The organism is Mycobacterium sp. MAA66 (assembly GCF_041261665.1).
In the GTDB taxonomy this organism is placed as follows: domain Bacteria; phylum Actinomycetota; class Actinomycetes; order Mycobacteriales; family Mycobacteriaceae; genus Mycobacterium.
This window is the reverse complement of the sequence record NZ_JBGCCC010000001.1, coordinates 277,091-296,152: the sequence shown is the minus strand read 5'-3', so window position 1 is coordinate 296,152 and position 19,062 is coordinate 277,091. Positions and strand designations below refer to the sequence as shown.

The 19,062-nt window shown below is 66.1% G+C and carries 19 protein-coding genes and 2 pseudogenes; 4 read left to right on the top strand and 17 right to left on the bottom strand.

What is annotated here, in order from left to right; translation table 11 throughout:
* Nucleotides 1-57: 57 nt before the first annotated feature.
* Nucleotides 58-591, bottom strand: coding sequence for a TetR/AcrR family transcriptional regulator (locus ABIA30_RS01420; protein ID WP_370061382.1), 534 nt, complete (start codon nt 589-591; stop codon nt 58-60).
* 177 nt (nt 592-768) lie between these two features.
* Here ABIA30_RS01420 and ABIA30_RS01415 point away from each other — a divergent pair, with 177 nt between their 5' ends.
* Complete coding sequence (locus ABIA30_RS01415) at nt 769-1,968, top strand: cytochrome P450 (protein ID WP_370061380.1); 1,200 nt, start codon at nt 769-771, stop codon at nt 1,966-1,968.
* On the opposite strand, the gene ABIA30_RS01410 is transcribed toward ABIA30_RS01415, so the two are convergent.
* The 5 genes and pseudogenes from ABIA30_RS01410 to rplS all read right to left on the bottom strand — a co-directional run bounded on the left by ABIA30_RS01410 (nt 1,959) and on the right by rplS (nt 4,960).
* Nucleotides 1,959-2,669 carry a trimeric intracellular cation channel family protein gene (locus ABIA30_RS01410; protein ID WP_370061378.1) on the bottom strand — a complete coding sequence of 237 codons (711 nt, stop codon included), beginning with the start codon at nt 2,667-2,669 and terminating at the stop codon, nt 1,959-1,961. The genes ABIA30_RS01415 and ABIA30_RS01410 overlap by 10 nt on opposite strands.
* Before the next feature lie 9 nt (nt 2,670-2,678).
* Complete coding sequence (locus ABIA30_RS01405) at nt 2,679-2,984, bottom strand: DUF2469 domain-containing protein (protein ID WP_003893809.1); 306 nt, start codon at nt 2,982-2,984, stop codon at nt 2,679-2,681.
* A 97-nt stretch (nt 2,985-3,081) separates the two neighbouring features.
* Nucleotides 3,082-3,762, bottom strand: a pseudogene (locus ABIA30_RS01400) (ribonuclease HII); the annotation flags it as partial.
* A gap of 10 nt (nt 3,763-3,772) precedes the next feature.
* Entirely contained in the window at nt 3,773-4,615 is an 843-nt protein-coding gene (gene lepB / locus ABIA30_RS01395) for a signal peptidase I (protein WP_370061375.1), read from the bottom strand.
* Between the two features lie 3 nt (nt 4,616-4,618).
* Nucleotides 4,619-4,960 (bottom strand): 50S ribosomal protein L19, encoded by a 342-nt coding sequence (gene rplS, locus ABIA30_RS01390; RefSeq protein ID WP_370061373.1) that lies wholly within the window; start codon nt 4,958-4,960, stop codon nt 4,619-4,621.
* 393 nt (nt 4,961-5,353) lie between these two features.
* On the opposite strand from rplS, the gene ABIA30_RS01385 reads away from it, so the two are divergent.
* Nucleotides 5,354-6,268: a serine hydrolase gene (locus tag ABIA30_RS01385; RefSeq protein ID WP_370061371.1), complete on the top strand. Its 915-nt coding sequence runs from the start codon at nt 5,354-5,356 to the stop codon at nt 6,266-6,268.
* Here the strand turns inward: ABIA30_RS01385 and trmD are convergent.
* The 4 genes and pseudogenes from trmD to rpsP all read right to left on the bottom strand — a co-directional run.
* Nucleotides 6,265-6,954, bottom strand: coding sequence for a tRNA (guanosine(37)-N1)-methyltransferase TrmD (gene trmD, locus ABIA30_RS01380; protein WP_370061369.1), 690 nt, complete (start codon nt 6,952-6,954; stop codon nt 6,265-6,267). The genes ABIA30_RS01385 and trmD overlap by 4 nt on opposite strands.
* A 5-nt stretch (nt 6,955-6,959) precedes the next feature.
* Nucleotides 6,960-7,490, bottom strand: a complete 531-nt coding sequence (gene rimM, locus ABIA30_RS01375) for a ribosome maturation factor RimM (RefSeq protein WP_370061367.1) — start codon at nt 7,488-7,490, stop codon at nt 6,960-6,962.
* A gap of 16 nt (nt 7,491-7,506) precedes the next feature.
* On the bottom strand, nt 7,507-7,749 hold the full coding sequence (locus tag ABIA30_RS01370) for an RNA-binding protein (protein ID WP_003881089.1): 243 nt from the start codon (nt 7,747-7,749) through the stop codon (nt 7,507-7,509).
* A gap of 22 nt (nt 7,750-7,771) precedes the next feature.
* A pseudogene (rpsP, locus tag ABIA30_RS01365) lies at nt 7,772-8,213 on the bottom strand (30S ribosomal protein S16); the annotation flags it as partial.
* A 228-nt stretch (nt 8,214-8,441) separates the two neighbouring features.
* Between rpsP and ABIA30_RS01360 the strand changes: the two are divergent.
* Nucleotides 8,442-9,221 carry a hypothetical protein gene (locus ABIA30_RS01360; RefSeq protein WP_370061365.1) on the top strand — a complete coding sequence of 260 codons (780 nt, stop codon included), beginning with the start codon at nt 8,442-8,444 and terminating at the stop codon, nt 9,219-9,221.
* Nucleotides 9,222-9,255: 34 nt separating this feature from the next.
* Here the strand turns inward: ABIA30_RS01360 and ABIA30_RS01355 are convergent, their stop codons facing one another.
* A complete protein-coding gene (locus ABIA30_RS01355) occupies nt 9,256-9,684 on the bottom strand; it encodes a nuclear transport factor 2 family protein (RefSeq protein WP_370063214.1) in 429 nt (142 codons plus the stop codon).
* A gap of 69 nt (nt 9,685-9,753) precedes the next feature.
* Here ABIA30_RS01355 and ABIA30_RS01350 point away from each other — a divergent pair, with 69 nt between their 5' ends.
* Nucleotides 9,754-10,644, top strand: a complete 891-nt coding sequence (locus tag ABIA30_RS01350; protein WP_370061363.1) for a D-alanyl-D-alanine carboxypeptidase family protein — start codon at nt 9,754-9,756, stop codon at nt 10,642-10,644.
* Nucleotide 10,645: 1 nt separating this feature from the next.
* Here ABIA30_RS01350 and ABIA30_RS01345 read toward each other — a convergent pair whose 3' ends face one another.
* From ABIA30_RS01345 to ftsY, 6 genes are all read right to left on the bottom strand, one after another.
* Nucleotides 10,646-11,746, bottom strand: a complete 1,101-nt coding sequence (locus ABIA30_RS01345; RefSeq protein WP_370061361.1) for an amidohydrolase family protein — start codon at nt 11,744-11,746, stop codon at nt 10,646-10,648.
* Nucleotides 11,747-11,753: 7 nt separating this feature from the next.
* On the bottom strand, nt 11,754-13,316 hold the full coding sequence (gene ffh, locus ABIA30_RS01340) for a signal recognition particle protein (RefSeq protein WP_370061360.1): 1,563 nt from the start codon (nt 13,314-13,316) through the stop codon (nt 11,754-11,756).
* Between the two features lie 9 nt (nt 13,317-13,325).
* Nucleotides 13,326-15,803 carry a [protein-PII] uridylyltransferase gene (locus ABIA30_RS01335; protein ID WP_370061358.1) on the bottom strand — a complete coding sequence of 826 codons (2,478 nt, stop codon included), beginning with the start codon at nt 15,801-15,803 and terminating at the stop codon, nt 13,326-13,328.
* A 13-nt stretch (nt 15,804-15,816) separates the two neighbouring features.
* Nucleotides 15,817-16,155 (bottom strand): P-II family nitrogen regulator, encoded by a 339-nt coding sequence (locus ABIA30_RS01330; protein ID WP_370061356.1) that lies wholly within the window; start codon nt 16,153-16,155, stop codon nt 15,817-15,819.
* A 51-nt stretch (nt 16,156-16,206) separates the two neighbouring features.
* The gene (locus ABIA30_RS01325) at nt 16,207-17,571 is read right to left on the bottom strand and encodes an ammonium transporter (RefSeq protein WP_370061354.1); all 1,365 of its coding nucleotides are present in this window, start codon (nt 17,569-17,571) and stop codon (nt 16,207-16,209) included.
* A 151-nt stretch (nt 17,572-17,722) separates the two neighbouring features.
* Nucleotides 17,723-19,039, bottom strand: a complete 1,317-nt coding sequence (gene ftsY, locus ABIA30_RS01320) for a signal recognition particle-docking protein FtsY (RefSeq protein ID WP_370061352.1) — start codon at nt 19,037-19,039, stop codon at nt 17,723-17,725.
* Nucleotides 19,040-19,062: the final 23 nt, after the last annotated feature.

Below are 19,062 nucleotides of genomic sequence, written 5' to 3'. Positions count from 1 at the left end.
CGCTAGCCTAACAATGCCGAATCACGATTTGTGCAGGCCCGACCACTGGGCGGGACATCACAGCAAACACACTCCGGCAGCCACATACCGGCGCACCACCGATTCCTCGGTGGCCGCGTCCGGCATCGGCCAGAACAACAGCGACAGCACCACCCGAACAATCCATTCGGCGGCCACGGAATCGTCCACACCGCACAGCTCGGCGGCCGCCGCAGCCAGCCGCGGCGAATCCAGCATCATCCTGTCGACGGCGGGGCCACCGCGCGTCACGGACGCGGCCACCGGATCGTCGCGCACGGCCCGCAGCGCCGACAAAATGGCCACGATAACCCTGTCCTGGCCGGTCAGGCCGTTGACGGCCTCGGATGTCAGGACCCCGACCCGCGAGATGGCGCGGGCGAGCACCCCGTCCCGCAACGCCTTCTTGCCGCCGACGTGGCGGTACAGCGTGGCCCGCGAGCACCCGACCCGCGCGGCGATCTCGTCGACGCTCAACCGATCCAATCCGCGGGCCGCGGCACTCTCGGATGCCGCGACGTAGATGCGTTCGATGGCCAGCTCGGCCCGATCACCACCGGCAAGCCAGTCCATGGCCACTGATACTACTTGAACATTTTGTCTCACTGCGAGACAAAATACCCATAACTCCTTACGTCGAGGCAGGTCGGCGCCTCCGTTGAGATACCCCGCCACTGCGTCGTCACCGCCGGCTTTCTCATCTTTCGCAATCGCTTGACAAGGCCCACCCATGACTCCAAAACTCAACGCGTGCAAGTTGTTTCAGATCTCCTCGAACCAGAACAGCTCGAAGACCCCTACCCCACCTATGCCCGCCTCCGCGCAGAGGGCGGCGTGCACCAATTGGCCGATACCGACTTCTACCTGGCGACCACGTGGGACACCGTGCTGGGCGCAACCGCCCGCACCGACGACTTCTCGTCCAACCTCACCGCCACCTTGGTGCGCCACGGCACCCGGTCCTCGACGTTCGACATGGACGCCGGTGGCACGGCGCGGCATGTGCTGGCCACCGCCGACGACCCCGACCACGCCCGTGAACGCAAACTGGTCCTGCCGGCTCTGGTCGCCAAACGCATCCGCGCACTGGAGCCGTTCGTAACCGAGACCAGCCGGCAGCTATGGCACCGCGGCGCTGCCGACGGGCATATCGAGTGGATGGAGGCGATAGGCGATCGGCTGCCAATGACGTTGGTGGCCAAGCTGATCGGCCTACCCGACGACGACGTGCCACGCCTGGTCCAGCTGGGCTACGGCAGCACCGAATTGCTCGGTGGGGTATTCGACATCGACCATCTCACCGCCGCGGTCAACACCTCGGCCCAACTGGCCGGCTATCTCTTCGAGAAGTTCGCACAGGCCCAACAGTCCCCCGGCGACGACCTGCTGGGTGATCTGGCCCGCGCACAAGCAGCAGGCATCGTCGACGCGGACACCGCGGTGTTGATGTTGATCCAACTGGTCGGAGCCGGCGGCGAGTCCACCGCGGGACTGATCGGCAATGCCGCCCGGCTACTGGCCACCCACCCCGACGTTCAAGAGCAGGTCCGCAACGACCCACAACTCGTCGGCGCGCTCCTCGAAGAGACCCTGCGCATGGAGTCGCCGTTTCGGAACCACCATCGCCATGTCATCACCGACACCTCGCTCGGCGGCACGCCACTGCCCAAGGGCAGCCATCTGCTGCTGATGTGGGGTGCAGCGAACCGCGACCCGGAGGCCTTCGACGACCCCGATGAGCTCCGGCTCGATCGTGCCGGCCAACGGAACCATCTGGCTTTCGGCAAGGGCCTGCACTTCTGCGTCGGTGCCGCACTGGCCCGCACCGAAGCCCGCATCGCCATCGGCACCCTGCTCGACAACACCGCGTGGTTCGACATGACCGCCGCGCAATGGGTGCCGAGCATCATGGTGCGCCGGCACCAGCGCCTCGAGCTGCGCTACCGCTGATCAGCAGGGGGCGGGTCGTCTTTGATCATCCGCACCGAGACGTGCGGCAACTTCTGTCCCGGCTTGCGCGCGAAGTCGTACTCCCACGACAACCCGCTCCACAGCTGCCAGCCACGACGCCGCGAGATCAGACACAACACCGCACCCGCCGCAGTGCCGACGACGGCGTCGACCTGCGCCAACCCGACGTACCAGAATCCGATCACCACCGCGCTGGCCGCCAGGGCGCTCGTCGCGTACAGGGTGGTACCGCGGAAGATCTGCGGCACGCGGTGCACCGTCAGGTCGCGTAACGTCCCACCGCCGACTGCGGTGATGGTCCCCAACAGCAGGGCCGGCACCCAGCCGAGCCCGAGTGCCAATGTCTTCTGTGCACCTGCGGTCGCCCAGAAACCCAGTGCCAGGGCGTCCACGTACGGAAACACCGCGTGCCACGCCCGGCCGCCGATCGGCATCAGGAAGGCGATCGCCGCTCCGACCACAGCACACAACGCATAACGAAAGTCGGTGAGCGCCACCGGCGGACCGTGCTGCAGCAGGGTGTCCCGGATGATGCCACCACCCAGACCGGACAACAGCGCCAAGGTGAGGAAGCCGATCGGGTCCATCCGCTCGTCGCGAGCGACGATGCCGCCCAGGATCGCGTTGGTCAGGACTCCGGCCAGATCGATGACCGCGAACAGCTCGCCGATTGTCGACACGGCCGAAAACTACTCAGGCAGACGCAGTTCGGGCTTCTCGACCTCTTCGATGTTGACGTCTTTGAAGGTGATCACCCGCACCTGCTTGACGAACCGGGCCGGCCGGTACATGTCCCATACCCAGGCGTCGGCCAGGCGCAGCTCGAAATACACCTCGCCGTCGGCGTTGCGTGGAATCAGCTCGACACTGTTGGCCAAGTAGAAGCGTCGCTCGGTCTCCACGACATAGCTGAACTGCCCGACGATGTCCTTGTACTCGCGGTACAGCGAGAGCTCCATCTCGGTCTCATACTTTTCGAGATCCTCGGCACTCATCGGCTCAGACTCATCAGTTCAGCGGCCCTTCGGGTAGATCGATTTCGGTGTGCAGATCATCCATCTTTCCTCACCCCGACCGGCGGTGGTGTGCCAATGCCACGCTGCGCACGTTGGCAAAAGAGAACCGGTGCTGTGGGCACGGCCCCAGCTCCTCCAATGCGCCGGTATGAGCTGCAGTGCCGTACCCCTTGTGATCGGCGAAACCGTATCCGGGGTAGTCATTCTCCATCTCGACCATCAGTCTGTCGCGGCTCACCTTCGCCAGGACACTGGCCGCCGCGATGCAGGCCGCTGCGGCGTCACCGCCGACGACCGGCAGTGACGGCACCGCCAGCCCGGGTACCCGGAATCCGTCGGAGAGCACGTAACCCGGACGTACCGGCAGTCCCGCGACAGCACGGCGCATGCCCTCGATGTTGGCGATGTGCACGCCACGACGGTCGACCTCCGTCGACGGGATGAAGACCACGTGAAACGCGACGGCATACCGGCAGATCAGCGGGAACAGCCGCTCGCGTTCCTTGGCGGTGAGCTTCTTGGAATCATCGAGTGCCGCCAGCGATTCGAGCCGATTCGGACCCAGCACGCAGGCCGCGACCACCAAAGGTCCGGCGCAGGCGCCGCGACCGACCTCGTCGACCCCGGCCACCGGACCCAGCCCACAGCGGTACAGCGCGGATTCCAGGGTGCGCAGGCCCGAAGACCTGCGAATCACGGTGCGGGGCGGCCAGCTGCCCGATGAGCGCTCGCGCGAAGAGGAAACGGCCCGCGGCAACGCGGCGTCCTTAGCTGCCGGTCTGCGGATCGAACGTCTTGACCAAGCCCCAGCGCGACGGCGGCCAGGCGATGAACCGGGCCTTCCCGATCACGTTGGGTACCGGCACAGTGCCCGCCATCGGGTCACCGGTACACATCAGCCCCTTGAGGGCGTCGGCCGGGACGTTCGTGCAGTGGGCCCGGGAATCGGCCGAGTGGGTCCGATTGTCGCCCATCACCCAGATCCGTCCGTCCGGCACCTTGACCGGACCGAAGTCTGGGCCCAGACATGGTTCGACGGCGGGGTCGACCATCATGGTCGCCGGGTCCAGATAGGGCTCGTCGAGCTTCTTGCCGTCGACCGTCAAGCCGGTCTCGGCGCGGCATTGCACGGTCTGGCCGCCGACCGCGATGACCCGCTTGACCAGATCGTTCTCGTCGGGTGGCACGAAGCCGACAACCGAGAGGGCGTCCTGGATGGCGCGCACAGTGGAGTTGTCCGACCGGATCGACTTGTAACCGAGATTCCAGTTTGGCGGGCCTTTGAACACCACCACGTCGCCGGGCTTCGGGGCGGTGAACCGGTAGGTCACCTTGTCGACCATGATCCGGTCGCCCACGCAGCCGGTGCAGCCGTGCAGCGTCGGCTCCATCGATTCGGACGGAATCAGATACGGCCGCGCCACGAACGTCAGCATCACGTAGTAGAGCACCAACGCGATGGCCACCAACATGGCGCCTTCGCGAAGCGCCGCGAATCGCGGCTTGGCTTGTGCCTCGGCCGATTGCTCGGCCGAGGCAGTCTCACCGTCGGTTACGGAATCCTCGGAGCTACTGTCCGGGGCAGCAGTGTCGTCGCTGGATCCGCTCACGGATCAGCGCTTCTCCTTGATCTTGGCCTTCTTGCCACGGAGCTCGCGCAGGTAGTACAGCTTGGCGCGACGCACGTCACCGCGGGTCACCACATCGATGTGGTCGATGTTGGGCGAGTGCACCGGGAAGGTGCGCTCGACACCGACGCCGTAGCTCTCCTTGCGAACGGTGAAGGTTTCGCTGATGCCGCCGCCCTGGCGACGAATCACGACACCCTTGAAGACCTGGATGCGGTGCTTGTTGCCCTCGATGACCTTGACGTGCACGTTGAGCGTGTCGCCGGGGTTGAAGGCCGGGATGTCGTCGCGCAGCGACGCCTGGTCGACGAAGTCCAGCGTTTGCATTTCGGTGACACTTCCTTGCTAGTTCGCGGCCGATGCCATCGGTCGGGTTATCGACACGATGTCGGGCCATCTTTTCGGGCGTACAGGTTGGATGTCGCTGCTGGTCGGGGCCTCGCCTGAGTAAAACTCGTGCACAAGATCCCCGCGCCCAGCGCAGACAACTGCTCAATTGTGCCAGATGGGTGCTGAGTGACGAAATCGCGACGCCACGCATGCCAGACGCGTCACACAGGATAACTACAGACACATATCGCTCATCCAGCGGTTAAGCTTTCCCTTCGAATTTCGTGCGACCGCGTCGGTCCGAGGTTTCCGCTCGGTACCCCGGACCCAAACCCGGCGCATACAGCAAGTTATCGGCCGTCTCTGGCGCGCCGCCCGACAAGGAGAAGCATGCAGCCGCTCAAGCTGTTCACCATCACGGTCGCGGCCGCCGCCGCGGTGATGGCCGCAGCCGGCTGCGAAGCCAAGGTGTATGGCGCCTCGCCGAGTGCGCCGGAACTGAGCATCGTGCCGCTGGTCGGTACCGCGCCGCTGCCCGATGCGCCGGCGGTCGATCCGGCCGCCGGACTGACCGGCCTGGACACCCGCGAGCACGTCGCCACCAACAACGCCGCCAACTCCGGTGCGACCATCTACGCCGCGGTGCTGGACCGCAATACCGGCCAGCTGATCACCAACGGGGACAACTCCGCGATGCCGATCGCGTCGGTGGCCAAGTTGTTCATCGCAGACGATCTGCTGTTGCAGGAAGCCAAGGGCCAAATCGCCTTGACTGCGGCGGACCACGAGCAGCTCGACACCATGCTGCGTTCGTCCGATGACTCGGCGGCCAATGTCTTCTGGAGCCGCAGCGGCGGGAATGACGTCATCACCCGGGTCGCGGCTCGCTACGGGCTGACCGGGACGTCGGTGCCCTATGACGGCAACTGGTGGAACACCATGAGCACGGTGGGCGACCTGGTGCACTACTACGATCAGCTGCTCGACGGCCGCGGCGGGCTTCCGCCCGAGCAGGCCAGCATCATCCTGTCCAACCTGGCGCAGTCCACTCCGACCGGCGCCGACGGCTATCCGCAGCGCTTCGGCATCCCCGATGGGCTCTACGGCGAGCCCGTCGCGGTCAAGCAGGGCTGGATGCCGCAGTGGAACGGCAACAACTGGATGCACATGTCGACCGGAGTGATCGGCGCAGACCACCGCTACGTGATGGCGATCGGCTCACTGCAGCCCACCGACGACGCCACCGCACGGACAACCATCACCGACGCCGTCAAGACGATTTTCCCCGGCGGACGAATCAGCTAGTCCCGCAACAGGTCTGGCCGGCGCTCGCGGGTCCGCTGCAGTCCCTGTTCCCGACGCCAGGCCGCAACCTTGGCGTGGTCACCGGAGAGCAACACCGGCGGCACTTCCAAATCACGCCACATCGGCGGCCGCGTGTAGCTCGGACCCTCCAGCACTCCCCCGACGTGTGCCGAGTGCGAATCGTCTTGGTGGGAAACCGGATTGCCGAGTACCTCGGGCAGCAGCCGGACCACCGACTCGATCATCACCAGCGCCGCCGACTCACCGCCGGGCAAGACGTAGTCGCCGATCGATACCTCCTCGACCCGCATCCGGCGGGCGGCATCGTCGGCCACGCGCTGATCTATGCCCTCATAACGCCCACAGGCGAACACCAAGTGCTTCTCCGCGGTCCAGCGGTGCGCATGCTCTTGGGTGAACAACCGACCGGCCGGCGTCGGGACCACGAGAACTGTTTCCGGGGAACAGATCTCGTCCAAAGCAGCACCCCAGATCGGGGCCTTCATCACCATGCCGGGGCCGCCGCCGTACGGCGAGTCGTCCACCGACTTGTGTACATCGTGAGTCCACCGGCGCAGGTCATGCACACCAAGTTCGACAATGCCGCTGGCGATTGCCTTGCCGGGCAAGGATTGTCGCAACGCGTCGAGGTAGGCCGGAAAGATCGTGACGACGTCTATGCGCACCGGACTCACTCCAACTCGAGTAGGCCGTCCGGCGGGTCGATCTCCACCAGGGAATCGGCCAGCGACACCGTCGGCACCATCTCGGTGACGAACGGCACCAACACCTCTTTGCCCGATTCGGTTCGCACCGAGAGCAATTCACCACCCGGGGTGTGCAGCACCTCGATCACCACACCGACCTCGACACCGTCGACAGTGCGGACCTTCAGCCCCTCGAGTTGGTGGTCGTAGAACTCGTCGGGCTCGTCGATCGGTGGTAGATCGGCGGCATTCACCAGGAACAGGGTGCCACGCATCTCGTCGGCGGTACCGCGGTCGGCGACCCCGACCAGGCGCACCAGCAGCCGGCCGCCGTGCTCACGCGCGGATTCGATCACATACGTGCGCTCCGCCCGCTCGACGGCACGCGCCCCCGGCTTACCACGCAACGATGACCCCGGCGAGAAACGCTCGCCGGGGTCATCGGTACGTACTTCGACGACGACCTCGCCACTGATGCCGTGCGCCTTGACGACCCGGCCGACCACGAGGTCCATATTCGCCTTCTCTGAGCTACTGGTCGGTGTCCACCACGTCGACGCGGATACCCCGGCCGCCGATGCCGGCGACCAGAGTGCGCAGCGCAGTGGCGGTACGACCGCCGCGCCCGATGACCTTACCCAGGTCATCGGGGTGCACGTGCACCTCGACGGTGCGGCCACGACGGCTGGTCACCATGTCGACACGGACGTCGTCGGGGTTGTCGACGATCCCGCGGACCAGATGTTCTACGGCGTCGACGACGACGCTGCTCATTCTGCGGGCGCTTCAGCCTCGGCGGAATCGGTGGCCTCAGCGGCCTCGGTCTCGGCCGGGGCCTCTTCGGCCTTCTTGTCCTTGCGCTTCTTCAGCGTGACGGCCTCGCCGGCGGGAGCCTCGTCGGCAGCGGCCAGCGCGGCGTTGAACAGATCCAGCTTGGACGGCTTGGGCGCCTTGACCTTCAGCGTGCCCTCGGCACCCGGCAGGCCCTTGAACTTCTGCCAGTCACCAGTGATCTTCAGCAGGGCCGCGACGGGCTCGGTGGGCTGAGCGCCAACACCCAGCCAGTACTGCGCGCGCTCCGAATCGATCTCGATCAGGCTTGGCTCTTCCTTCGGGTGGTAGCGGCCGATGACCTCGATGGCGCGGCCGTCGCGGCGGGTGCGCGCGTCGGCGACGATGATGCGGTACTGGGGGTTGCGGATCTTGCCAAGCCGGGTGAGCTTGATCTTGACAGCCATGAATCAACATCTCCTGTGATTGCCACGCTGCAATTCAGCGACTCGAGCGGATTGCCCGGTCCGGTTTTGCCTCACGTGTGTGACCGCCGCGCGACGCATCGAACGAGTCGCGGACAGACAGCCGACAATTGTGCCAGAGCACGCGGGTCGATGAAAAATCGCAGACTGTCATCCTGCTGTCCCGCTGGAAGTCAGGTTCTCCCCAGATTCACCCCACACCCTGTAGGCATGCATCTGCCTGACGAGCAACCGACCACGGTTTTCGCCCCTGCCCCGGCCCCGGCCAAGCCGCGGCGGATGTGGGTGATCGCCACAGTTGTGGCGGCCGTGGTGGCGGGGGTATCTGCCATCGCCGTGGCTTTGACCATGCCAGAACCGAGCCACCCGACCGCATCGACCGGAGCCGCACCGGCCTCCGCGCCGGAATCCAGGCACGACAAGAAGGCCGAGGCAGCCGCCCGTCTGGCGTGGGCGCACCAGTACGGCATCGACCTGCGAACCGGCGCCGACCTGCCCGCTGTCGCATCGGCGACCCCAGATCAACGCCAGGCCGCAGCCGATCTGCTTTCACGCACCGAAGCGGCCACGGCAGGTTGGTCGGATCTCGGCGCCGCCAAGGCTGCCGGTTTCGACGTCGGCGCCCAGCTTGCCGAGTCCGAAAAGCACAACCGCAAGATCGCTCAACGCCTCGCCGAGGTGGACGCCCATGGCCCGGGCCGACACCCGCTGACGATGACGGTGGTCAACCGGACAGACGCGAAGAGTGCGCAGGTACTCGATCCGACGGCACCGCAGGCGTTGCTGTACGCGTACCAGGGCCACGGCGCCTGGAAAGTGATAGGCGCGCGGTTCCTGGCCGACAAGCTCTACCCCGCAGCCCCGCCGACCCCGGGCGGTCCCATCACCCGCTGGGCATACGACACCTTCAACCACCTGACCATGCGCATGTTCTTCGTTCCCGGCAACGACCTACAGCAGGCCTACGCCCTGAAACGGCCCGCAATGTGAGCGGTTCAGACCACGCGCCGCCGGCAGCGGCGGCTCAGACCACGCGGTCGAAGCACTTGGTTTCGACGCGACGGGTCATCCGCCAGCCGTCAGCGGTGCGGATGAACTCGTCCTCGTACCAAAGACCACAGAACAGCACCTGGCTCTGGCCGTCGGTGCCGGCCGGCAGGACCATCGGGTTGAAACAGATGGTGCGGGATTTTGCCGTGTCGCCGGTGATGGTGACATCGAAATTGCCCAGCATGTGCGAGTACGCCGGGAAGTTCGGCAACACCTGGGCCAGCCAGGTCTTCACCTCGCCGAACTGCCCGTCGATGCCGCCCATCGCGCGGTAGTCGATGTAGGCGTCGGGAGTGAAAACCCGTTCCAAATCATCGAATTGGCGGGTATCGATCGCCGTCGAGTAGGCCACCAGCAGTTGTTGAATCTCAAGTCGGTCGGAGATCTCTTCCAGACTCAGCATGGCTCGATTGAACACCACCGCGCCGGCTGGACGGCAATGATCAGTGAAGGCCAGTAGGCTCATGACCCCATGAGAAGGTTCGTAACCGCCATCACAACAGCCCTGGCGGCGGCACTCACGCTCACATTCACTGCCGTCCCACCCGCGGCATCCGCCGACATCGACGTCCAACCGGTCGGCACCGCGCCGATACCGGCCGGACCTGCGCCGGCCTGGATCATCGCCGACATGGACTCCGGCCAGGTGCTGGCCGGCCGCGACATGGATATGCGGCACCCGCCCGCCAGCACCATCAAGACACTGCTCGCCCTGACCGCGCTCAGCGAGCTGCCCAGCCTGGATACCACCGTGGTCGCCAACGTCGCCGACACCAAGGTCGAGTGCAACTGCGCCGGCATCGTCCCGGGCCACACCTACACCGCCCGGCAGCTGCTCGACGCCGTGCTGCTGGTGTCGGGCAACGACGCCGCCAACACGCTGGCCGACACGATCGGTGGCTACGACGCCGCGGTGGCCAAGATGAACGCAATGGCCGCATCGATCGGCGCCGTCGATACCCATGCGGCCACCCCGTCCGGTCTGGACGGCGCCGGCGGTTCGGGCTGGACCACCCCGCGTGATCTGGCGATCATCTTCCGCGCCGCGATGGCCAACCCGTACTTCGCCCAGATCACCGCGCAGCCGGCCGCCAGCTTCCCCACCGCGACCGGCGTCGAGCCGATCGTCAACGAGAACCAGTTGCTGCAGCGCTACCCGGGCACCATCGGCGGCAAGACCGGCTTCACCGACGCCGCCAGGAAGACCTTTGTCGCCGCCGCTGACCGCGGTGGCCGCCGCCTGGTGATCGCCATGATGTACGGCCTGATCCACGAGGGTGGTCCGACCTACTGGGACCAGGCCGCCCAACTGCTGGACTGGGGCTTTGCCCAGGAGCGTTCGGTGACCATCGGCTCGTTGTGAGTCAGCGCCACAGCCGTCCGCGCAGGATCACCAGTGCCGGGTCGTTGAGCACGCCGGGAACTCGCGGGTCGTCGTGGTAACAGACCAGATCGGCCGATGCACCGTGCCGTAAACCCGGACGCCCCAGCCACTTTCGCGCATCCCAACTGGCTGCGCCGAGGGCTTCGGTCGGGCTCAGCCCCACCCGTGCCAATGCGGCCACCTCGTCGGCGATCCGGCCGTGCGCGATCATGCCGCCGGCATCGGTGCCGGCGTAGATCGGCACACCCGCTTCGTGGGCGGCCCCGACCCGGGCCGGGCACGACGCGTACAAGTCGCGCATGTGCTTGGCGTAGGTCGGGTATTTGCCGGCCTGGTCCGCGATGCCCGGGAAGTTGTCGATGTTGATCAGGGTCGGCACCAAGGCGGTGCCGTGCGCCAGCATCAGGTCGATGACGTCGTCGGTGATCCCGGTGCCGTGCTCGATGCAGTCGATCCCGGCAGCGATCAATCCGGGCAAGGCATCCTCACCGAAGACGTGCGCAGTGACGCGGGCACCGTTGGCGTGGGCGGCGTCGATGGCCGCTTTGAGAATGTCGTCGGACCACAGTGGGGCCAGGTCGCCGACGCTGCGATCGATCCAGTCCCCCACCAGTTTCACCCAGCCATCGCCCCACCGGGCCTGTTCGGCGACGTAGTGCGGCAGTTGCGACTCGTCCTCGATGTCAATCGGCAGGCCGGGCGTATAGCGCTTGGGCCTGGCCAGGTGCCGGCCCGCGCGGATGATCCGGGGCAGATCATCTCGGTCGTCGAAACTGCGGGTGTCCACCGGCGAGCCGGCGTCCCGCAGTAGTAGAGCCCCGGCGTCGCGTTCGGTCTCGGCCTGCCCGACGGCTTCGTCGAGTCCGACGGCTCCGCCGGGCCCCAGGCCGACGTGACAATGCGCGTCGACCAGGCCGGGAATGATCCAGCCGCCGTCAAAGACGGTGACGACTTCTTCGCCCGTCGCTACGCTCGCCCCGGCGCCCGCAATCGGCTCGGCCGACAGCACACCGTCGTGTATCCACCACTGCACTTCTTCGCCGTCGGGTAGCGCCCGACCCCGTACGTGCAGCGCTGGCACGACCGGGCTACTTCTTCGGGAACTTCAGCTGCGACAGGTCGAAGTCGGCCAGGCCGGGCGGCAACTCGTTGAGCCCCTGCGGCATGGCCGACAGGTCCGGGAAGCCACCTGGTAGTGCACCCGCACCCAATGGATTCCTCGGCGGTGTGGGACCGCGGCCACCCTTTTTGCCCTTGCCGGCCTGCTTGTTCTTACCCTTGACCGCCTTGCGAGTGTTCTTGCGGCCGAACGGCATTCCCATCTGGCCGGCCATCGCGGACATCATCTTGCGGGCCTCGAAGAACCGGTCCACCAGCTGATTGACCTCGGCCACCGTGACACCCGACCCGTTGGCGATGCGCAGCCGGCGCGAGGCATTGATGATCTTGGGATCGCTGCGCTCGGCCGGGGTCATCCCGCGGATGATGGCCTGAATCCGGTCCAAGTGACTGTCGTCGACGGCAGCCAGGGCGTCCTTCATCTGGCCGGCACCGGGCAGCATGCCCAGCAGATTGCCGATCGGACCCATCTTGCGGATCATCAGCATCTGCTCGAGGAAGTCCTCAAGGGTCAGCTCACCGGAGCCGATCTTGGCCGCGGCCTCTTCGGCCTTCTGCTGGTCGAAGACCTGCTCGGCCTGCTCGATCAGGGTGAGCACGTCACCCATACCGAGGATGCGAGACGCCATCCGGTCCGGGTGGAAGACGTCGAAGTCTTCGAGCTTTTCCCCGGCCGAGGCGAACAGGATCGGTACGCCGGTGACCTCACGCACCGACAGCGCAGCGCCACCGCGGGCGTCGCCGTCGAGCTTGGTCAGCACTACACCGGTGAAGCCGACGCCCTCGCGGAACGCGTCGGCGGTGGTGACGGCATCCTGACCGATCATCGCGTCCAGGACGAAGAGTGTCTCGTCGGGCTGCACCGCGTCGCGGATTGCCGCGGCCTGGGCCATCAGCTCTTCATCGATGCCGAGGCGTCCGGCGGTGTCGACGATCACCACATCGTGGTGCTTGGCCTTGGCCTCTGCCAGACCGGCGGCGGCCACCGAGACCGGGTCACCGGTGGTCATCTGATCGATGGAAACGCCGGCCGGCGAGACCCCGGGGTGCGGCGCGAACACGCTCACGCCGGCGCGCTCACCGACGATCTGCAGCTGGTTGACCGCGCCAGGGCGCTGCAGGTCGCAGGCCACCAGCAGAGGCGTATGTCCTTGATCTTTAAGCCATTTCGACAGCTTGCCGGCCAGGGTGGTCTTACCCGAACCCTGCAAGCCTGCCAGCATGATGACCGTCGGCGGGGTCTTGGCGAACGCCAGCTGGCGGGTCTGACCGCCGAGGATGCCGACCAGCTCCTCGTTGACGATCTTGACGACCTGCTGGGCCGGGTTCAGCGCACCCGAAACCTCGGCGCCCTTGGCGCGCTCCTTGATCCGGCCGATGAAGTCACGCGTGACCGGCAGGGATACGTCCGCCTCCAGCAGCGCCAGACGGATCTCACGGGCGGTGGCATCGATGTCGGCGTCGGTCAGCCGGCCCTTGCCACGCAGGCCGGACAGCGCACCGGTCAACCGGTCGGACAGGGATTCAAACACGAGGTAAGCCTAGCTGGCCGCGGTGTTCGCCTTGGCCGGTGGCGGCGCGGGGAGCACCGCATACAGGTCTTTCTCGAACGCTGCCCGGGACTCGCCCGGCATCGCGCCACCTTCGGGAACCGCCAGCCCGAACGCATCGACCGCCGCGGCGCCCAACGTGGTCACCTTGGCCCAGGACACGTCGAAGCCGGTGCGTTCGATCACCGCGGACAGCCTGGCCAGTAGCCCAGGGCGGTCGGCGCTCCGGATCTGCAGCACCAGTTCGTCGGCCGCGGTGCCGTCGAACCACAGGATCCGAGGCGGAGCCAGCGCGGCATTGCCCGGCACCGCATCGGGGATCTCCCCGGCACGGCGGGTGTTGGCGCCCGACTCCTCGTCGCGCTGTTCCAGCGAGCCGATCACGTCCAGGCCGCCGTCGAGCGCCAGGATGAACTGCTGACGCAACAGCTCGGCCGCCGGCGGTGTACCGAAGTGTGGGGACACCGCAAAGGTGTTGATCGCCAGCCCCTCGTAGCTGTTCACCGACGCCGAATGCACGCGCAGCGAGTTGAGTGCAAGCACCCCGGCGGCCTTAGACAACACGCCCCGGCGGTCCGGCGCGATCATCGTCACGTTGTAGAAGTGGGCGCTTTCCCCAGCCGCGAGCTCGACATGCACCCCGTCCCGGACGGCGCGCGAAAGAAGCTGCGGATCAATGGGATCGGGATGGGGAAGCTCTTCGCCCGCCATCACCAGCCGGCAGCGCCGGACCAGATCGCCGATCAGCGATGCCTTCCAGTCCCCCCATACCCCGGGACCGGTGGCCAGCGAGTCCGCCTCGGCCAGCGCCTGCAACAACTCCAGCAGCAGCGCGTCGCCGCCGAGTGTCTCGACCACCGCGGCAATGGTGTTGGGGTCCTGCAGATCACGACGGGTCGCGGTGTCGGGCAGCAACAGGTGGTACCGAACGATCCTGGCCAGCACGTCGATGTCGTCGGGCCGCATGCCCAGCCGGGTGCCGATCTGCACCGCCAGCTCGGCGCCGATGACACTGTGGTCTCCCCCGCGGCCCTTGCCGATGTCGTGTACCAACGCACCCAGTAGCAACAGGTCAGGGCGCGCCACTCGAGTGGTGAAAGCGCTTGCCCGCGAGACGGTTTCCATCAGATGCCGGTCGACGGTCCAGATGTGCGCCACGTCGCGCGGCGGTAGATCCCGAATCGCGCCCCATTCCGGAAACAGCCTGCCCCACAAGCCCATCCGGTCCAGAGCCTCGACGGTGCTCACCGCATTCGGGCCGGTGGCCAGCATCACCAGTAGGTCCTTGAGTGCTTCGCTGGGCCACGGGGTGCGCAGTTCAGGTGCCGAATCGGCCAATCGCCCCAAGGTCGATCCCGCAATCGGCAGTCCACTGGTGGCCGATGCCGCGGCCACCCGCAGGATCAGTCCGGTGTCACGTTCCGGCCGGGCATCGCGGGCCAGCATGACCTCGCCGGCGTACTCGATGACCCCCTCGTCCAGCGGCCGGCGCGTGGGTCGGCGCAATACGGATAAACCCTTGCGGGGCAACGCATTTCCCGCAGTTCTGATACCGGCGTCGACATAGAAGGTGATGGTCCGGGCGGCATCGCTGATGACCCGCGCCAGGTCGAAGCGATCGCCCACGTTCAGCGCCCCGCCGATCTCGTCGGCGTATTGCGCCAACAGCATCTCGCGCCCCTTGTGCGAGACCCGGTGCAATTCGGTGCGGACGTCGAGCAACGCCAGGTGAGCATCTCCCAACGTGCCCAGCGGGGACGCCACCGAGCGGCTGGGATAGACGTCGGCGAGCTGGGCGATCGACAACGCGTTGAGCAACTGCACATCGCGCAGGCCGCCGCGACCGTTCTTCAAGTCCGGCTCGGCACGATGGGCGATCTGGCCCGAACGCTCCCAGCGGGCCCGGGCATGTTCGATCAACTCGGTGAACCGTGGCGCAATACCCGTGCGCCATTGCCGTTTTGCCCCACCGACCAACAGCGACGACAGATCCGAGTCACCCGCGATATGACGGGCGTCCAGCATCGCCAGGCCCGCGGAGATGTCGGTGGCCGCCGTCTTCAGCGCCTGTGGGACGGTGCGGACGCTGTGGTCGATGTGAATGTTGGCGTCCCACAACGGGTACCAGAGCGACTCGGCGACCTCGGTGACAGCCTCCGCGGGCAGGTCGTCATGCAACAGCATGAGGTCCAGGTCCGAGTACGGCAGCATCTCCCGGCGGCCCAGCCCACCGGTGGCGACGATGGCGAAGCCGCTGGTGTCGGTGATACCGATCTCGGCCGCCTTTGTGGCAAGCCAGAATTCGTAGAGATCCACCAGCGCCTCGCGCAGGGCCGACGAATCGAGCTGCCGGTTCCCGGCCGACAGCAACTGGTCTACCGCCTTGGCCAAATCCTTCGCGGGACGGGGCGATCCCGCCGCCGAGCCTTGCGAAGGCTCGGCATCGGCGGCGGGATCTGGTGTCTGCACTATGACCTTTCGATCAGATCGCTTCGCTGCCACGCTCACCGGTGCGGACCCGCACGACGGTGTCGACCGGGGTGACCCAGACCTTGCCGTCGCCGATCTTGCCTGTACGTGCGGCCTGCACGATGACATCAACGACCTTGTCGACGGCGGCATCGTCGACAACGACCTCCACGCGCACCTTGGGCACGAAGTCCACCGAGTACTCAGCGCCACGGTAGACCTCGGTGTGGCCCTTTTGACGTCCGTAGCCCTGCACCTCACTGACGGTCATGCCGAGGATGCCCATCTGTTCCAGGCCGGTCTTGACGTCTTCGAGTGTGAACGGCTTGACGATCGCCGTAATCAACTTCATTTGGTCGCTTCCTTCCGAATACCCGTGGATGTCACCGTGAATCCTTCCCGATCACGCCAGTTCATAAGCGGTTTCCGCGTGCTGCGATTCATCGATCCCGCTCGCCTCATCTTCTTCGTTGAGCCGTAGACCAATTGTGTACTTGATCGCCAGCGCGATGATCAGGGTGGCGACGAATGAGTACGCCATCACCGAGAACGCGCCAACGGCCTGCTTCTCCAGTTGAGACCAGCCACCACCGTAGAACAGACCCTTGACCGCAGCCGGCGCCTCGTCGGTCGCAAAGAGACCGATCAGCAGGGTGCCAGTGAGACCACCGATCATGTGCACACCGACCACGTCGAGCGCGTCATCGAAGCCGAACTTGAACTTCAACCCGACGGCCAAAGCACACACCGCGCCACCGATCAGGCCGATGGCCAGTGCGCCGACCACGTTCACCGACGAGCAGGACGGGGTGATGGCCACCAGACCGGCGACGATGCCCGACGCGGCACCCAGGGTCGTGGCGTGGCCGTCCCGGATTCGCTCCACGAGCAGCCAGGACAACATGGCAGCCGCGGTGGCGATGGTCGTGGTGGTGAACGTCTCCGCAGCCGACGCGTTGGCCGACAGGGCCGAACCGGCATTGAAGCCGTACCAGCCGAACCACAGCAGACCGGCGCCCAGCATGACGAAGGGCAGGTTGTGCGGCCTCACCAGAGTGGTCGGCCAGCCCTTGCGCTTGCCCAGCACGATGCACAGCGCCAGACCCGCAGCACCGGAATTGATGTGGACCGCGGTACCACCGGCGAAGTCGATTGCCTTGAGGTGGTTGGCGATCCAACCGCCATGGTGGATGATCTTGCCCGAGGCGTCTGCCACGTCGAAGTCGAACACCCAGTGCGCAACCGGGAAGTAGACGATGGTCGCCCACAGACCCGCGAAGACCAACCAGCTGCCGAACTTGAGTCGATCGGCAACTGCACCCGAGATCAGGGCGACGGTGATGATGGCGAACATCAGCTGGAACATCACGAAGACCAGCGCCGGGAGGGTTCCGAAGAGTGGAATGTCAACTTCCGGAACCGCAGCAACTGCCGCCGTGCTACCGCTGGCGGGTACCGCGGCAACCGCCGCGGCGCCGTTGGCGGCAGTGAACAGGCCCTTCAGCCCGAAGAACTGAGTCGGGTTACCGAACAGATTGTCCGTGTCGTTGGCGAATGACATGGAAAAGCCGTAGAGGACCCACAACACCGTCACCAAACCCATTGCGCTGATGCTCATCATGATCATGTTGAGCACGCCCCTGGCACGCACCATGCCGCCGTAGAAGAACGCCAGACCTGGCGTCATCAGCAGCACCAACGCGGCACTCGCGAGCATCCACGCTGTATCCCCAGAGTTGGGGACACCCATTATCGGGAATCCATCCACTGGCTGTTTCCTCCTTACGCCCATAGTCACGGTCAGGCACCGTTGACCTAGGCCAGAACTTTGCGCAGTGGTTGTTTCATCAAAGGCGCACGGGCGTTTCGCTCGTGTGAACGGATCGCCCTAGTTCGTTTCGCCGACGTTAATGCCCTGCTTAGCCCAGAAGCGCGTCGACGAAGGCAGCGGGTTCAAAGGGCGCCAGATCGTCCGGGCCCTCGCCCAATCCGACCAATTTCACCGGCACGCCGAGCTCCTGCTGTACCCGGAAAACGATGCCGCCCTTGGCCGTTCCGTCCAGCTTGGTCAACACCACGCCGGTGATGTCGACCACCTCGGCGAACACCCGGGCCTGCGGCAGACTGTTCTGCCCGATGGTGGCATCGAGGACCAAGAGCACCTCGTCGACCTTGGCACGCTTCTCGACCACCCGTTTGACCTTGCCGAGTTCGTCCATCAGGCCGGTCTTGGTATGCAGGCGGCCGGCAGTATCGACCACGACGACGTCGGCGCCCGTCGCGACGCCCTTGTCGACGGAGTCAAAGGCCACCGATGCCGGATCGGCGCCTTCGGGACCACGCACCACGTCGGCACCGACCCGCGCGCCCCAGCTCTGCAACTGGTCGGCGGCAGCGGCCCGGAAGGTATCCGCGGCACCCAGCACCACCCGCCGACCATCGGCCACCAGTACGCGGGCCAGCTTGCCCACCGTGGTGGTCTTTCCGGCGCCGTTGACCCCGACCACCAGCAGCACCGACGGTTTGTCGGCGTGCGGCAGCGCCCTGATGGACCGGTCCAATTCGGGGCGCAGTTCGTTGATCAGCACCTCGCGCAGCACCGCACGGGCGTCGGCCTCGGTGCGCACGCTGGCCTCACCCATCCGGGAACGCAACGCAGTCACCACCGATTCGGTGGCCGTCGGGCCCAGGTCGGCGATCAGCAGGGTGTCTTCGATCTCTTGCCACGAGTCTTCGTCGAGATCGCCGCCGCCGAGCAGGCCCAGCACACTGCGTCCGATTGCGTTCTGCGACTTGGCAAGTCGGCCGCGCAGCCGCTCCAGGCGCCCGGCAGAGGGCGCGATCTCATCGCGCGGCTCGGCCGCGGGTTCTGGGGCCGGCTCGGGTTCGGCAACCGGCTCTGGTTCAGGCGCCGGTTCGGGTTCCGGTGCGGTTTCCGGCTCTGGTTCGGGCTCTACAACCGAGGCTTCCGGCTCCGGCAGCTGAACCTCGGCGATGGTCCGTTTGGGCGCATCCCTCGGGATCTCGGCGTCGTCACCGACCGTCGGGAGAGTGTCCGAACTGCTGAAGGTAATGCCCGACGACGCGGTGTAGCCGCCCGAACGGTCGATCTGTGGGGTGTCGTCCGCAGAAGTCAGCGAGACACGGCTGCGCCGGTATCGGACAAAGCCGACGACCAGAGCAACGACAACCAGAGCAGCGATGACCGCTATCGCGATCCACAGACCTTCCGACACCGTGACATTGTGTCAGTCGGACG

Bases quoted from the DNA above. Each gene is read 5' to 3' on its own strand.
- ABIA30_RS01420 (WP_370061382.1), bottom strand. From the start codon at position 591: ATGGACTGGCTTGCCGGTGGTGATCGGGCCGAGCTGGCCATCGAACGC.
- ABIA30_RS01385 (WP_370061371.1), top strand. From the start codon at position 5,354: ATGCAGCCGCTCAAGCTGTTCACCATCACGGTCGCGGCCGCCGCCGCG.
- ABIA30_RS01355 (WP_370063214.1), bottom strand. From the start codon at position 9,684: ATGCTGAGTCTGGAAGAGATCTCCGACCGACTTGAGATTCAACAACTG.
- ABIA30_RS01350 (WP_370061363.1), top strand. From the start codon at position 9,754: ATGAGAAGGTTCGTAACCGCCATCACAACAGCCCTGGCGGCGGCACTC.
- ABIA30_RS01360 (WP_370061365.1), top strand. From the start codon at position 8,442: ATGCATCTGCCTGACGAGCAACCGACCACGGTTTTCGCCCCTGCCCCG.
- ABIA30_RS01330 (WP_370061356.1), bottom strand. From the start codon at position 16,155: ATGAAGTTGATTACGGCGATCGTCAAGCCGTTCACACTCGAAGACGTC.
- rplS (WP_370061373.1), bottom strand. From the start codon at position 4,960: ATGCAAACGCTGGACTTCGTCGACCAGGCGTCGCTGCGCGACGACATC.
- ABIA30_RS01405 (WP_003893809.1), bottom strand. From the start codon at position 2,984: ATGAGTGCCGAGGATCTCGAAAAGTATGAGACCGAGATGGAGCTCTCG.
- rimM (WP_370061367.1), bottom strand. From the start codon at position 7,490: ATGGACCTCGTGGTCGGCCGGGTCGTCAAGGCGCACGGCATCAGTGGC.
- ABIA30_RS01370 (WP_003881089.1), bottom strand. From the start codon at position 7,749: ATGAGCAGCGTCGTCGTCGACGCCGTAGAACATCTGGTCCGCGGGATC.